This is a genomic window from Aestuariibius sp. HNIBRBA575 (assembly GCF_040932005.1).
Classification (GTDB): Bacteria; Pseudomonadota; Alphaproteobacteria; order Rhodobacterales; family Rhodobacteraceae; genus CANLNM01.
In genome coordinates, this window is the sequence record NZ_CP162414.1 from 776,438 (window position 1) to 790,520 (window position 14,083).

The window sequence follows — 14,083 nt, forward strand, 5'->3', positions numbered from 1 at the left end:
CCCCTGCCCATCGCCCTTTATCGCAACGACCGTTTTTTCCCGAGGGGACCTATCATGCACGCCTATCGCAGTCATACCTGTGCCGACCTGAACAAATCCAATGTGGGCGATGATATTCGTCTGTCTGGTTGGGTGCATCGCGTCCGCGATCACGGCGGCGTGCTGTTCATCGATCTGCGCGACCATTTTGGCATCACCCAAGTGATCGCCGACGCCGACAGCCCGGCCTTTGCCGATCTGGAAAAGGTGCGCAGCGAATGGTGTATCCGCATCGACGGCAATGTGCTGGCGCGCGACGAAAGCCTGATCAACCCCAACCTGCCCACCGGCGAAATCGAAGTGTTCGCCCGTGAATTGGAAGTGTTGGGCGCGTCAGAAGAGCTGCCTTTGATGGTGTTTGGCGATCAGGAATACCCAGAAGAAACCCGCCTGAAATACCGCTATCTGGACCTGCGCCGTCAGGTGATGCAGGACAACATGAAAATGCGTTCTGACGTTGTGGCGTCGATGCGCAAACGGATGTGGGACAAGGGTTTCCGCGAATATCAGACGCCAATTATCACAGCGTCCAGCCCAGAAGGTGCGCGCGATTTTCTGGTGCCGTCCCGTCTGCATCCCGGCAAATTCTACGCGCTGCCACAAGCGCCTCAGCAGTTCAAACAGCTGATCATGATGTCGGGTTTCGACAAATATTTCCAGATCGCGCCGTGTTTCCGCGACGAAGATCCGCGCGCAGACCGCTCGCCTACTGATTTCTATCAGCTTGATCTGGAAATGAGCTTTGTTGAGCAGCAGGACATTTTCGACACAATCGAACCGGTTCTGGCCGGTGTGTTCAAAGAGTTCGGCGGCGGCAAAAAGGTCGACACCGACTGGCCGCAGATTTCCTATCGCGACGCGGCGCTGTGGTATGGGTCCGACAAACCCGACCTGCGTAACCCGATCAAAATGCAGGTTGTGTCCGAACATTTCGCTGGGTCTGGTTTCGCGATTTTTGCCAAATTGCTGGAAAACGAAGGCACACAAATCCGCGCCATTCCCGCCCCCAAAGGTGGGTCGCGTAAATTCTGTGACCGCATGAACAAATTTGCCCAAGGCGAAGGTCTGCCGGGCATGGGCTATATTTTCTGGCGCGACCAAGGCGAGGGCATGGAAGCCGCCGGTCCGCTGGCCAAAAACATCGGCCCCGAACGCACCGAAGCCATCCGCCAACAGCTGGGTCTGGGCGTGGGGGACGCGGCGTTTTTCCTAGGCGGTAAACCTGACGCATTCGAAAAAGTTGCAGGGCGCGCCCGTGATGTGATCGGCGAAGAGCTGGGCCTGACCGATAAAGACCGGTTTGCCTTTGCGTGGATCGTTGATTTCCCGATCTATGAACAGGACGAAGAAACCGGCAAAATCGATTTTGAACATAACCCATTCTCCATGCCCCAAGGTGGCATGGAGGCGCTGAACGGCAATCCGCTGGACGTGCTGGGCTATCAATATGATCTGGCCTGTAACGGCTATGAATTGGTATCGGGCGCGATCCGCAACCACCGCCCGGAAATCATGTTCAAAGCGTTTGAAATCGCAGGCTACGGCAAAGAAGAGGTCGAAAACCGCTTTGGGGCTTTGGTCAATGCGTTCCAATACGGCGCCCCACCACACGGCGGTTGTGCCGCTGGGATCGACCGGATTGTGATGCTGCTGGCCGAACAATCCAACATCCGCGAAGTGATGATGTTCCCGATGAACCAACGCGCAGAGGATCTGATGATGAACGCCCCCTCAGAGCCGCAAAACGAACAAATGCGCGAATTGAACCTGCGGTCCCTGCCACCAGAGGCCTAAATCAACTGCGCAATGAACAAGCAAAGGCGGGCCATGGCTCGCCTTTCTTTTTGCGGAAATCAGCCGATGGGAATTTCTGGCAAAATTTGCGCCGGACCTGTTGCAGGATTACGTTATAAGGGCACCATACGTATCCAGAATAGGAACGACGATGCCCTTTGATCCCACACTTGCCGCGACCCGATTTGGGATCGGATTGTCCCCTGATCTGGCGGCCCCGACATCTGTTTCTGACATCATGACGCAATTGCGCGGCCCAGATCACGGGGCCCAAGCGTTTGAAATCCCTAAATTTGCGGATGTGACGCCCCATGTCAGCACCTATTTGCGGCTGCACCGCGCCCGTGTTCAGGCCCGTGGCACAGACCAAGAACAGGCCACCCAAGAGGCGTTTCAGGAATTGCGATCCCAAGGGCGGGCGGTGCGTGAACGTCACTTTCGGGCGACACTGGCGCGTTGGACCCATAACCCGGATGGATTTCGCGAACGTTTGGCCGCATTCTGGGGGGATCATTTCACCGTTGTGTCCCGCAATGGGCAAACCGCCCATATGGTGCAACCCTACATAGAAGAAGCAATTCGCCCGCATTTGACGGGGTCGTTTTCGCAGATGTTACGCGCCTGCATTTTGCATCCGATGATGCTGCGATATCTGGATCAAATCCGATCGATGGGCCCCAACAGTCCAGCCGCACTTGAACGGGGTGCGGGGCTGAACGAAAACCTCGCGCGTGAAGTGCTGGAACTGCATACATTGGGCGTGGATGGTCCCTATACGCAGCATGACGTGCGCCAATTGGCCGAACTTTTTACCGGGCTTAGCTACAATCCCAGCAAAGGTTTCGTGTTTCGACCGCCCTTTGCAGAACCGGGCGCGGAAACCGTTTTGGGGCAGGATTACGGGGGCGGCGCGGCCGCGTTAGACCCGATTTTGCAGGTGTTGGATGATCTGGCGACCCACCCGGCCACCGCGCGTCATATCGCCCAAAAACTGGCGGTGCATTTCGTGTCTGACACGCCCTCTGATCGGTTGGTTTCTGAATTGGAACACGTGTTTAACCAAACAGGCGGGGATATGGGGCAGATGTACGAAGCGATGCTCAACCATCCTGAATCGTGGTCGCCCGATCCAGTGAAAATCCGCCAGCCATTCGAATATATCTGTGCATCCATGCGGGCGCTGGCGGTGCCCGCAGACCGGATTTTGGGCCTGACCCGGCAGGAAATTTTGCGCGGATTCTATCACCCGATGCAGCTGATGGGGCAAACTTGGCAGCACCCGTTAGGACCAGATGGCTGGCCAGAAGAGCCCCTGGCCTGGATCACCCCACGAGGCATGGCCGCCCGGATCAATTGGGCAATGAACGTGCCGCAATTCCTTAATAACACGCTGCCAGATCCACGGGATTTTGTGAAAACGGCGCTTGGGAAATACGCCCCCCAAGAGGTTGTTTTTGCAGCCAATTCCGCAGAAGCGCGATCCGAAGGGATCGGGCTTGTTTTGGCGTCAGCCGCGTTCAACAAAAGGTAAATGGCATGACAAACGATGTGTGCAGACGCAAATTTTTGATGCGCGGCGCAGCACTTGGATGTTCGGCGGCCGCCAGCCCGTTGATCACTCCGATCGCATTGGCCAATGCCCCATGGGACACGCGGTTGGTCGTGATCGTGTTGCGCGGTGGCATGGATGGGCTGGACGTCGTGCAGCCCTATGGTGATCCGGCAATGGCGGCGCTGCGGCCAAACCTGAAAACCGGACAGGCGGCTGATGCGCTTGATCTGGATGGGTTTTATGCGATGCATCCGTCACTGGCGCCTATTTATCCATTGTGGCAGGCCGGTCAGCTGGGATTTGTGCACGCAGTTTCAACGCCTTATCGCGACAAACGCAGCCATTTTGACGGGCAGGACATCCTAGAAGCAGGGATCACAAATCTGGGACAGGGCGTGCGGGATGGGTGGCTAAATCGGCTGCTGCAGGTGACGCCGGGGATCGAAACGGAAACCGCTTTTGCTGTTGGGCGGGAACGGATGCTGATCCTAGAAGGGGATGCACCAAGTTCGGCTTGGGCCCCGCGATCTGAGCTGGATCTGAGCCCGCAGGCCGAACGTTTATTGGAACTGATCTATCACGACGACCCCTTGTTCAGAGAGGCATCGCGCGATGCGTTGCTGATCGCGGGGGACGTGGCGGCGCAGGCGGATTTGGCCAGCGAAACCGAAGAAATGCTGGCGGACAATCCGATGATGGGGGCGGTGCGCCCCAATATTGCACATGTTCAACTGGCAGAATTTGCCGCGTCCCGGCTGCGCGGCGACACGCGTATCGCCTCGTTTTCATTGAATGGGTGGGATACCCATAATGGGCAAAAACGCGGCATCGGAAATGCATTGCGGGCCTTGTCAGAAACGATTTTGACCTTGCAGGCGGGGCTGGGGGCGCAATGGGGCAAAACGGCCGTGATTTGCATGACCGAATTTGGCCGCACGGCCCGGGAAAATGGGACCAATGGGACCGATCATGGGACCGGTGGCGCGATGGTTTTGGCCGGGGGCGCTGTGCGGGGGGGGCGCGTGGTCACGGATTGGCCGGGATTGTCCGACGCGGATTTATATGCCGGGCGTGATTTGATGCCAACACGCGATGTGCGGGCCATCGCCGGCTGGGCGCTGAGGGATATGATCGGGATGTCGGTGCCGAATATTGAAAATATCGTGTTTCCGGGTGTTGAACTGGGGCAAAATCCTGGAATCATATTGTAAGGCGAATAGGGTTTGGCGGGCCTTTGTACGAAAGAAAGGCCCGGCACGTCGTGCGGTTGACCGCAGATTGATCAGCCGCCGTCGGTTTGACGAGCTTCGATAATATCGGCTGTGTTGTCGGCCATATTGCGCGTACTCGGAGAAACGGCCGCCATAATCGCCGCGCCCAGCAACACAATCCCAGCGGTCAAAACCAACCAGTCGATTGTTGTATTACCGTCTTCGTCACTCCAAAAGCGTTCAATAAAATTCGCCATGTTTTAATCCTTTCGTACTCCACACCCGAGCTATGGGATCAATTTGGCGAAGGATTGGGGCTCAAATAGGCCGAATAGAGGGTGCTTTTGGGCCGGAATGGTGAAAATCAGGCCAAATGGGGCAAAATCGAGACCGCCCCATATTGTTAAATCTGGCTTTGCGCCGCGATACGGTCTTGGACCAATTTTGATAGGCGCATCGCTTCGGTGCTGAGTTGTTCGCGGCTATATGTGCCGTGGTCCAAATCGATCAACGCCGCGCTCAGGTCGGCATCATCGGCGGATAAGGCGAGCCCGGACAAAAACTGTGTCACGTAGTCAAGTTTTTGCGGCAGGTCCTGTTCACCGGTTTGCCCATCACCCAGCATTTCAGCCACATGCGCCAGATCATCCCGATAAGCCAGCCGATCTGGATGGATGATTTCGGCGGACACATTCCGGGGCATGGGCGGTTGTTTATCCGCGGGTAAATGATCCAGAATCGCCTGTTGAAAGGCCGCAAGGGATGCGATGGGTTTGGCAATAAATCCATCAGCCCCAGCGTTCAGCGCACGTTCAGCCGCGTCCACATCGCCTGAAATCCCTAGAATCACCTCGACGCGGGGGCTGGTATTGGCCAATTCCTGAATCAGATCTTCGCCAGCGCCATCGGGCAGGCCCAGATCAATGATGATCACCGAAGGGCGGTAAACCCGCAAATGGCGGCGCGCATGATGCAGGCTGTCTGCGCGCCGAATCCGTGCGCCAGATCGCAACGATAACAGGCGCAGAGCCTCAGACGCGAAACGGCTATCCTCAACCGCCAGAACCGTATGCCCCAGCAAGGGACGGTTGGCCGTTGGTGGCCGTGTCATCAGAAAGTCGTCAAGATTGTCCATTTTACCCCTCCTGTTAGGTATTGGTTCTGCGACTAGACAAGCACCCTGATGGTGAAGACCAAGTTAACGGGCCGCGACACATCGCTAGAAAATGGACTCATCGCCGAACATGTAACCGCGACCGAAAGGCGCGGCCCGTTGCGCCGACTGACCAGAGCAGCGATAAGCAGGCAACAAAAGAGAGGAGCCCGCCATGATCGGTCGTTTGAACCATGTCGCCATTGCTGTCCCAAATTTGGAGGCCGCAGCCGCACAATATCGCAACGCATTGGGAGCCAAAGTGGGCGCCCCACAGGATGAACCTGATCACGGGGTGACGGTGATTTTTATTGAATTGCCAAATACCAAGATCGAATTGCTGTATCCGCTGGGCGAAGACAGCCCGATCAACGGCTTTTTGGCGAAAAACCCATCCGGTGGCATCCATCATATCTGTTACGAAGTGGATGACATCATCGCTGCGCGTGACCATTTGCAGGAAACCGGGGCACGTGTGCTGGGATCTGGCGAGCCAAAAATCGGCGCGCATGGCAAACCGGTGCTGTTTTTGCATCCCAAGGATTTCAACGGCTGTCTTGTTGAATTAGAGCAGGTTTAACGTCGCAATCCGCGGCACGTGAAAGGATCGAACAATGGGAATCACATCGGCGTTGGTATTATTTGCCGTGATCTGGTTCATGGTGTTCTTTATTGTGCTGCCCTTGCGTCTGACAACGCAAGGCGAAGCAGGAGAGGTGGTTCCCGGCACCCATAAATCCGCGCCCAGTGACGTGAATATCGCCCGCAAAGCCAAGATCACCAGCGTTGTTTCGTTGGGGGTGTTTGGCATCATTGCGGGCACCATTCTGTCTGGGGTGATCTCTGTTCGGGATATGGATTGGTTTGACCGGATGGCATCGCCGCATATCCCGTCCATGCACCCTGATGTATTGGATGCTGAATAAACATGACGCATTGGCCAAAACTTGCGGCCATTGCGGTTGTTGTGCAGGGCGATCACGTCCTGCTTGTGCGGCGCAAAAATCCACCTGATGCCGGGCTGTGGGGCTATCCGGGGGGGCATGTTGATCCGGGTGAAACTGCACTTGCGGCGGCTATGCGCGAAGTGGCCGAAGAAACCGGTGTGACCGTGCGCGCCGGTGGGTATTTAACCAACCTCGACATCATCGGTCACCACCCTGATGGCACGCTGGAATATCACTACCTGCTGGCTGCGGTTCACTGCGATTATGTCAGCGGCACGCCCCAAGCTGCCGATGATGTTTCTGACGCGGCTTGGATGCCCCTATCACAGGTTCTGGACGGCAATCTAAACATGAGCGCAGACGTCGCGAACGTGTTGCAAATGGCCATCGCAGCGCGGGCTTAGCCTGCCTTGTTGTTCAATCGATGAAACAGATGCGTGAACGTGGCGGCCCCCAAAATTGGGATGATCAGGTTCAATAGCGGCACCGTCAGAGGGATTGCCATCAGACAACCTGCCAGCCAAATTTCACCGGAATGCTGTTTGCGCAGCGCTTTGGCATTTTGGCGTCCGATCCGACGCATGGCAGCGATCTGAAAATATTCCCGCCCCAGCAGATAGCCGTTCAACCCCCAGAAAATGACAATCGCGGCAAAGGGCAGCAACCCATATGCGATGATCGCCAGTAGGTTTGCGCCAATCAAAACCCCGAGAAAATTGATAGTGTCGCGAAACGCGTCACCAAATGGCGTGCGGGGAATATCGGGCAAATGGGGATAGTGCACATCCTCAACCGCCTGCGCGACGTCATCCAGAAACATCGATGTGATCGCCGAAGCAACCGGCACCATCAGGAATATCGACAGGATGAACATCAACAACAAACTGCCCCAGCCCAGCAGGTCGCCTAGCCATGAGATTTCACCGATGCCGGGGATGGTTATGGGTTCGCCCGACGTGCTGTTGATGAACCACAACAAAACGGCATAAGCCCCGACCAGCAACGCGATGGTCAACGCAATTCCCAGCCACAATACACGCCGAAAGCGGGGATCGGGCAATTGGGCGAATGCCTTGAAAAAGTCGGTGACGATCATGACTGAACCCATGTGACTTTGGTGGCTAAATCAGGGCGGGGCCGTTCTGGTGGTGCGACGCGTTCGGTGCCGATATGGATAAAGCCCGCAATGGTTTCATTTGGGGCTAATCCCAGATTTTGTTCAACAAAATCGCGATCATGGGACGCCCAGCCTGACAGCCAATTGGCCCCCCAACCCGCAGCCAAAGCCGCGTTCAACAATGCGGCACACACGGCCCCCGCCGATAAAACCTGTTCGATCTGAGGGATTTTAGGGGACACAACCGGTGCGCTGACAACTGCCACGGCCAGATCTGCGTTGGAAAATTGCAATTGCGCCTTTTCGATTTTGTCAGGGTCGATATCCAATGCCGCACCGCGCGCCGCAACGGCATCCCCCAACCGCGACAGGGCCGCCTTTTGCAGGACGATGAACCGCCAGGGTTCCAGTTTGCCGTGATCCGGTGTGCGACAGGCCGCGGTCAGCAAAATGTCCAGATCAGCGCGATCGGGAACCGGTGTCGTCAGTGTTTTGGCGGGGCGCGACCGCCGACACAGCAAAAATTCAAGTGCGGCTTGGTTGGCGATGGGCATAAAATGTCCTGTCGGTTTCAAAGGTTGAAACGGATTTAAGGGTCCTTGGCCATGCATACCACCCCTTTGCCCCGGCAAAAGCCATCGTTTTGCGCCCAAATCGGATGGCGTGCGGGAATTTCGCGGTTGCGATCTGTGTTTGGACGCCTGCCACAAGGTAGGTCATCCAGCCGAGGGAACCAACCGGGGGCAATCAGCCGGGGGGCTAGACGCTGTCCTCTGGGGGATCGCCGTCCTGAAAGGGGCGGATGCGATACACACCTTCTGGTAGATCCAGCGCCGCGCCCAAATCCCGCAATTGCGACAAAGACAGCGTAATTGTCACATCGCGATCCGTGCGGGGATCGTATTGGGTCACGGTGATCACTTCTGCAAATGCATTCACGATCACGTCTTCTTTTAGTGGGGTTTCGCCTTCGTCAACGAGGGTAATGACCGAGGCGTCGAAATCGTGTTCTATGGTAAACATATCTGTATGTTAGCCTGCATTCCGGGTTGTGCAAAGGGCGTTCACACAATCGGGACTGGCCCGATGCTTTTGCATTCGTTACATAGGGACAAACCCGCAGGAGAGTTTATATGCGTAACTTGGTTCTTGGTCTGGGAATGGCCTTTGGTTTGATGGCGTGTGTTGATGCAACACAACCGATCGATACGCCTGCGCAAACATCGCCGACGACCCAGCCGCAGACACCGCAATTGCGCGCCAGTGCCAATGTTCCGCGTCGGGATGCCCGACAACTTGCGCGGGATTTCATCGAAGTTGTGAACCAGCTGGAACCTGTGGCCGAGGCAGAATGCCGGCGTCGATTGTCACGCGGCAATTGCGATTTTCTGATAGTTGTCGACGACAGCCCCAACGCGCCGCCAAATGCGTTTCAAACGGTGGATGAAACCGGGCGGCCGATCATCGCGTTTACCTTGGCTTTGCTGAGGGAAACTCAAAACAAAGAAGAAATCGCATTTGTCATGGCCCATGAGGCAGCTCACCATATTGCGGGGCATCTGGACGTGCAGCGGCGCAATGCGGCCATCGGGGCACAGGTGTTTGGCCAATTGGCCGGAACCTTGGGCACGGATTCCTCCGAAGCGTTGGAAACCGCGCAGGAAATTGGCGCTTTGGTTGGCGCGCGCACCTTTAGTCAGGAATTTGAACTAGAGGCCGATGAAATGGGCGCACGGATTGCGCATCTCGCTGGGTATGATCCCTTGATTGGGGCCCAGTTCTTTACCCGGATCCCCGATCCCGGTGACCATTTCCTAAGCAGCCATCCCCCCAATGCGGCCCGTATCGCGGCGGTGCAACGTGTGGCTGCGCGCCTGTAATGGCGGCGATTGATTGCAGCGTCGATCAGGTTTGATCTGACGCAAAGACGGCCCCCTTTGTTTGGCATCATATTGCGCCCAACAAAGGAGACCAGTCATGCACCCAATGGGCAATCCACGTGATCATTTTTGGCTGACCATCGGTATGTCAAAGGCCGTTGGCGCCAATCTGGGGGATGCGTTGCGCGATGGTAAATTGACCCAGCGCAGCTATGCAGAAATCATCAATGCCTGTCGCACCTGTGATAATCCACAAGGGTGTAAACATTGGTTGGATCAAAATCCCAGCGCCACTGCTGCACCGGATTATTGTCGCAACAAAACGGAATTGGCAGCGTTGGCCAGCTCATAACATTGCGCATTTGGAAACATATAACCCCCTAGGTCAGACCAGCCCTGGCTAAGATACGTTTCGCTTTTTTGACAATCGGTGCGTCAATCATTCGACCATCGATTAAAACGGCAGCCCCGCCATGGGCCTGATCTGCGTCGCAAACATCCTGAGCCCATGCCCTTTCAGCATCACTTGGGCGCATTGCGCGGCGAACGATATCCACTTGGCTTGGATGAATGACCAATTTACCTGCAAATCCCAGATTGGCCGCATAGTCCGCATCCGAACGGATCAAAGCATCGTCGGTCACGGATGTTGTCACGCCATCCACAGGCGGTGGCAGGTTTTGGGCCCGCGAATGCGTCACCAAAGCCAAACGCGCAAGCAGCAGCGCATCACGGGTTTCGCCACAGCCAACGTCAAACGCATAATCAATGGACCCAAAAGCCAGTTGACGCAGGTTGGTCGCCCGACAGATATCAGGCAGGTTCACGACACCTTTGGCCGATTCAATCAGGCCAATCACCGGCAGGTCTAGCCCAATTTTTGCACAATCGGCCGCGTGTTCTGTCTTTGGCAGCATCACGCCGCTGATCCCGGCATGGCGCGCAAATCGTACGTCCTGTTCAAACCAATCTGTATCTACGGCATTTATCCGCAAAATGATTGGGATTGTGGCATCAGGCAAATAGTCTGCCAGATTTGATCGGGCCTTCACTTTTTCAGATGGCGGCACCGCGTCTTCTAGGTCGACGATGATCGCGTCGGCCCCACTGCGCGCCGCCTTTGAAATGCGATCAGGTCGCGTCGCGGGGACAAAAAGCGGCGTCACAAGTGGTTTGAACGGGGGCATGTTGGTGACCTAACTAATCAGAAAATAGTATGTGGGTTTTGTCGCAACTTCAGGCCGCTGGGCGCATGTTTTTGCCTGCAGGTCCTTTGACCACCCCTTCGTCAAAGAGCGATGCGATTTCGACATCCGGTAAGCCCACCACATCCCCAAGTATTTCTTCTGTGTTTGCCCCTAGGATGGGGGCTGGGCTGGGTTCATCCCGATCATAGTCTGAGAAATTCAATGGCGAACCGGGAACCAGGAAACGGCCCAGTCCGGGGTTCTCAATCTCGGAAAACATTGGGTTTTCGGTGGATAAATCATCATCATTTGATAATGCGGATTCGAAATCCCGAAACAGTGACCATGTCAGGCCCAGTTCATCAAATTGTTTGCCGATCGATGCAGCGTCGCGCGCCGCAAACCAAGGTTTAAAGAGGTCAGTGATTGCATTGCGATGAATGTAACGCATTCCTTCGTCGTCAAAATCCACGCCCAGAGATGTCGAAAGCGCATCCAGAGGGGCCTGTGTTTCTGTCGCAGAAATGAGCCCGCGCCATTGCCGACCTGTCAGCCCGATCACCATAATGCGCTGCCCATCTGCGCAGATAAAATCCTGCCCATAGGCCCCATATAATGCGTTTCCTGATTTCTGCCGTTTGGTCCCCCCCATCGCAGTGTCCCCAATGATGCCCAAATTGCCCAACATTGCAGCACCAACATCCTTTAGGGAAAACTCCACATCCTGCCCGCGCCCCGTTTTAAAACGATGTCGTTCCGCAGCAAGCAATGCCGACACCATGAGCTGACCGGCAACACAATCCCATGCAGGGAGCGCATGAGCGACGGGATCGGTCGAGCCTTCTGGACCAGTGATCGCCGGAAAGCCGAGCGCCGGATTGACCGTGTAATCCACCGCGGGACGGCCATGGCGATCCCCCTTGAGCGAAACCATGATCAGGTCTTTGCGGTGCTGGGACAGGGTTTCATGATCCATCCACCCACGTACCTTGAGGTTGGTCATAAACATTCCCGCATCTTTGCCCGGGGCTGTGATGATCTGTGTCACCAATTCACGCCCTCTGGGGGATCGCATATCCAGTGCAATCGACCGCTTGCCTTTGTTCATCCCCGCCCAGAAATGGCTGTTGCCATTGGGGGCAACGGGCCAGCGTGTCGCGTCCAGCCCACCGCCCAAGCGGTCAAACCGAATGACATCCGCCCCCATCTGCGCCAATGTCATGCCCGCCAGCGGCACCGCAACAAAAGCGGACCCTTCAACGATGCGCATACCTGTTAGAATGCCGCTCATGGTTTTTCCTCCCAAATAATATTTGCCTGCATGCCCTGATGTCCACCGACGATGCCGGTGCACAGGGTCATCCCGTTGTCAGTGTCGTGGCCAAAAATGTGCAGATCATCGAAATGAAACATCGGATGAATGCCACGAAAGCTGAATTTTTTTGGCTGGCGATCACCCTGTCTGAGCGCCGCGCGCATCAGTAATGTCGCCTGTAGCGGGCCATGAACAACAAGCCCGGGATATTTTTCGACCTCTTGCGCATAGGGTAAATCGTAATGGATACGGTGCGCGTTAAACGTGGCGGCTGAATACCGAAACAGCAGCGTTTCGGACATTGGCACAGCTTCTGTGATATCCGCATCCACAGGGACTGGTTTGGGCTTTGGGGGCGAAAACTGCTGTGGGATATTCAGGTAAACGATGTCCTGAATTTCGCTGATCGCATGGGTGTCATCCTCAAAATACTCATGGGCAATGGTCACAAAAACCATTGGACCTGCGGCCCCTTCTTTTTGGCTGACAGACCGGATCGTTGACTGGCGCGTGATATCTGATCCGATGTGCAGCGGGGAATGAAACGTCAATGCGCCCGCCGCCCACATCCGACGTTCCAACGGCACTGGTGGCATAAACCCCCCGAGCTTGGGGTGTCCGTCACAGGACAATTCTGAGGTCAAACTCTGCGGTACAAAGGCGCTCCAATGGGCAAGAAACGGCATCGGGTCCCCGATTTTCCCGGCCCGGTCCCCAAGCGTTGCTGCCAATTTTTGCGCGGCGCTCAGGTCAAGCACACCGCGCTGTTTTTCACAGCGTCCAGTCCATTGTGAGACGTCTGGATTTTGCATGGGTAATTTTCTTTCAAAAGCAACTGTTGTTTTGGCTTATAATTACCCCGCCAAAAAAATCAAATGTTTTTAATAACTTAGCGGGATGCGGCGGTATACAATTGCACCAATCTTGCTGTCAGGGCGACCTAACTATGCGCAATTGCACAAAGATACTGTGCGTTTTGGCGTGGCTTTGATGTGAAAAAAATTTTGGTATGACAGGCAGCGACATCCCCGAAATGTGGGGTTCGGGCGTCACACACACGCGGTTTTTGGGCGTGAACAATGGCAAGGAATCGGATGAGCATGCGGGCGAGGTGCCAAATGGCAGGCCTACTTTGGCCGACCCCGACATTTACGCGGTTAAGGCGTCATTGCCCGCTGTTTCAGCGCTGAAACAGGCATTTGAATAACACGCCCAGAAATCACAAATTCACCGTCTTCTTTTAGTCGTGTGAAAAGCCGCGACATCGTTTCGGGCTGAACCCCAATCAAATCCGCAAGGTCGGAACGCGACAGTGGCAAATGCATGTGCAACATGTCGCCGATGCGGGTGCCATGCGTTTCCATTAAACGGCGCAACACATCAGCAAGCCGCACACGATTAGAGGTTGTCGCCGCCGAGATAATCCGCGCGCGGCTGCTGTCGATTTCGGAAATACAGCGTTGCGTCAACCGTGTCTGAACCGATGGGTTGCCTTGAACGACGCGGTTTGCGTCGCGATGTGCAACGGTGCAAATACGCGACGGTTGCAATGCGCGGGCTTCGGTTTTGTGACATTCGTTGCCCAGAAAGGACCGGTATCCGAATATTTCACCGGGATAGACCAGTTTCAAAAGGGTAGATGACCCATCAAGATGAAGTGCTCTGAGCGCAATCAACCCTTTGGATACACAAAAAACACCCCGGTTTTCGCTTCCTTGTTGGTATAGGATTTGCCCGGATTCCAGGTCCTTGCGCGAAAACCCCTGCGCAAGCACAGAAACCGATCCGGGATGGACCGGTTGCCAGACACTTTGGGAATAAAAGGCGCATTTCCCACAAGGGTGTGGCGCGTCGCGTGTGGTGATCATTGATGCCTCGGTGGCCATTC

General features: G+C 55.6%; 17 protein-coding genes. 8 read left to right on the top strand and 9 right to left on the bottom strand.

Going from position 1 to position 14,083, the window contains the following annotated elements; translation table 11 throughout:
- Positions 1-54 precede the first annotated feature (54 nt).
- The 3 genes from aspS to AB1F12_RS04000 all read left to right on the top strand — a co-directional run bounded on the left by aspS (position 55) and on the right by AB1F12_RS04000 (position 4,596).
- Positions 55-1,833, top strand: a complete 1,779-nt coding sequence (aspS, locus tag AB1F12_RS03990) for an aspartate--tRNA ligase (RefSeq protein WP_368186750.1) — start codon at positions 55-57, stop codon at positions 1,831-1,833.
- A 151-nt stretch (positions 1,834-1,984) separates the two neighbouring features.
- On the top strand, positions 1,985-3,364 hold the full coding sequence (locus AB1F12_RS03995) for a DUF1800 family protein (RefSeq protein ID WP_368186751.1): 1,380 nt from the start codon (positions 1,985-1,987) through the stop codon (positions 3,362-3,364).
- A gap of 5 nt (positions 3,365-3,369) precedes the next feature.
- Positions 3,370-4,596, top strand: a complete 1,227-nt coding sequence (locus AB1F12_RS04000; RefSeq protein ID WP_368186752.1) for a DUF1501 domain-containing protein — start codon at positions 3,370-3,372, stop codon at positions 4,594-4,596.
- 71 nt (positions 4,597-4,667) lie between these two features.
- Here AB1F12_RS04000 and AB1F12_RS04005 read toward each other — a convergent pair whose 3' ends face one another.
- Both AB1F12_RS04005 and AB1F12_RS04010 read right to left on the bottom strand, forming a co-directional pair.
- The gene (locus tag AB1F12_RS04005) at positions 4,668-4,853 is read right to left on the bottom strand and encodes a Flp family type IVb pilin (RefSeq protein ID WP_368186754.1); all 186 of its coding nucleotides are present in this window, start codon (positions 4,851-4,853) and stop codon (positions 4,668-4,670) included.
- Positions 4,854-4,999: 146 nt separating this feature from the next.
- Positions 5,000-5,731 carry a response regulator gene (locus tag AB1F12_RS04010; RefSeq protein WP_368186755.1) on the bottom strand — a complete coding sequence of 244 codons (732 nt, stop codon included), beginning with the start codon at positions 5,729-5,731 and terminating at the stop codon, positions 5,000-5,002.
- Between the two features lie 193 nt (positions 5,732-5,924).
- On the opposite strand from AB1F12_RS04010, the gene mce reads away from it, so the two are divergent.
- From mce to AB1F12_RS04025, 3 genes are read left to right on the top strand one after another with little or no spacing between them, the layout of a single operon-like run.
- Complete coding sequence (gene mce, locus AB1F12_RS04015; protein ID WP_368186756.1) at positions 5,925-6,329, top strand: methylmalonyl-CoA epimerase; 405 nt, start codon at positions 5,925-5,927, stop codon at positions 6,327-6,329.
- Positions 6,330-6,363: 34 nt separating this feature from the next.
- Positions 6,364-6,675: a DUF1467 family protein gene (locus tag AB1F12_RS04020; protein ID WP_368186758.1), complete on the top strand. Its 312-nt coding sequence runs from the start codon at positions 6,364-6,366 to the stop codon at positions 6,673-6,675.
- Between the two features lie 2 nt (positions 6,676-6,677).
- Positions 6,678-7,100 (top strand): NUDIX hydrolase, encoded by a 423-nt coding sequence (locus tag AB1F12_RS04025; RefSeq protein ID WP_368186759.1) that lies wholly within the window; start codon positions 6,678-6,680, stop codon positions 7,098-7,100.
- Here the strand turns inward: AB1F12_RS04025 and AB1F12_RS04030 are convergent.
- The 3 genes from AB1F12_RS04030 to AB1F12_RS04040 form a co-directional block, all read right to left on the bottom strand.
- Positions 7,097-7,792, bottom strand: a complete 696-nt coding sequence (locus AB1F12_RS04030; RefSeq protein ID WP_368186761.1) for an EI24 domain-containing protein — start codon at positions 7,790-7,792, stop codon at positions 7,097-7,099. The two genes, AB1F12_RS04025 and AB1F12_RS04030, sit on opposite strands and share 4 nt — an antisense overlap.
- Entirely contained in the window at positions 7,789-8,367 is a 579-nt protein-coding gene (locus tag AB1F12_RS04035; RefSeq protein WP_368186762.1) for a nitroreductase family protein, read from the bottom strand. The genes AB1F12_RS04030 and AB1F12_RS04035 overlap by 4 nt, the downstream gene beginning before the upstream one ends.
- 205 nt (positions 8,368-8,572) lie before the next feature.
- Positions 8,573-8,836, bottom strand: a complete 264-nt coding sequence (locus AB1F12_RS04040) for a hypothetical protein (RefSeq protein WP_368186763.1) — start codon at positions 8,834-8,836, stop codon at positions 8,573-8,575.
- Positions 8,837-8,946: 110 nt separating this feature from the next.
- Here AB1F12_RS04040 and AB1F12_RS04045 point away from each other — a divergent pair, with 110 nt between their 5' ends.
- Positions 8,947-9,693, top strand: a complete 747-nt coding sequence (locus AB1F12_RS04045; RefSeq protein ID WP_368186764.1) for a M48 family metalloprotease — start codon at positions 8,947-8,949, stop codon at positions 9,691-9,693.
- Between the two features lie 97 nt (positions 9,694-9,790).
- Positions 9,791-10,045: a DUF6455 family protein gene (locus AB1F12_RS04050; protein WP_368186765.1), complete on the top strand. Its 255-nt coding sequence runs from the start codon at positions 9,791-9,793 to the stop codon at positions 10,043-10,045.
- A gap of 28 nt (positions 10,046-10,073) precedes the next feature.
- Here AB1F12_RS04050 and AB1F12_RS04055 read toward each other — a convergent pair whose 3' ends face one another.
- The 4 genes from AB1F12_RS04055 to AB1F12_RS04070 all read right to left on the bottom strand — a co-directional run bounded on the left by AB1F12_RS04055 (position 10,074) and on the right by AB1F12_RS04070 (position 14,063).
- On the bottom strand, positions 10,074-10,880 hold the full coding sequence (locus tag AB1F12_RS04055; RefSeq protein WP_368186767.1) for a CoA ester lyase: 807 nt from the start codon (positions 10,878-10,880) through the stop codon (positions 10,074-10,076).
- A 49-nt stretch (positions 10,881-10,929) separates the two neighbouring features.
- Positions 10,930-12,171 (bottom strand): CoA transferase, encoded by a 1,242-nt coding sequence (locus tag AB1F12_RS04060; RefSeq protein ID WP_368186768.1) that lies wholly within the window; start codon positions 12,169-12,171, stop codon positions 10,930-10,932.
- The gene (locus tag AB1F12_RS04065) at positions 12,168-13,007 is read right to left on the bottom strand and encodes a MaoC family dehydratase N-terminal domain-containing protein (RefSeq protein WP_368186770.1); all 840 of its coding nucleotides are present in this window, start codon (positions 13,005-13,007) and stop codon (positions 12,168-12,170) included. Before AB1F12_RS04065 ends, AB1F12_RS04060 begins: the two co-directional genes overlap by 4 nt.
- A gap of 345 nt (positions 13,008-13,352) precedes the next feature.
- Positions 13,353-14,063 (bottom strand): Crp/Fnr family transcriptional regulator, encoded by a 711-nt coding sequence (locus AB1F12_RS04070; protein WP_368186772.1) that lies wholly within the window; start codon positions 14,061-14,063, stop codon positions 13,353-13,355.
- Between the last annotated feature and the right edge of the window lie 20 nt (positions 14,064-14,083).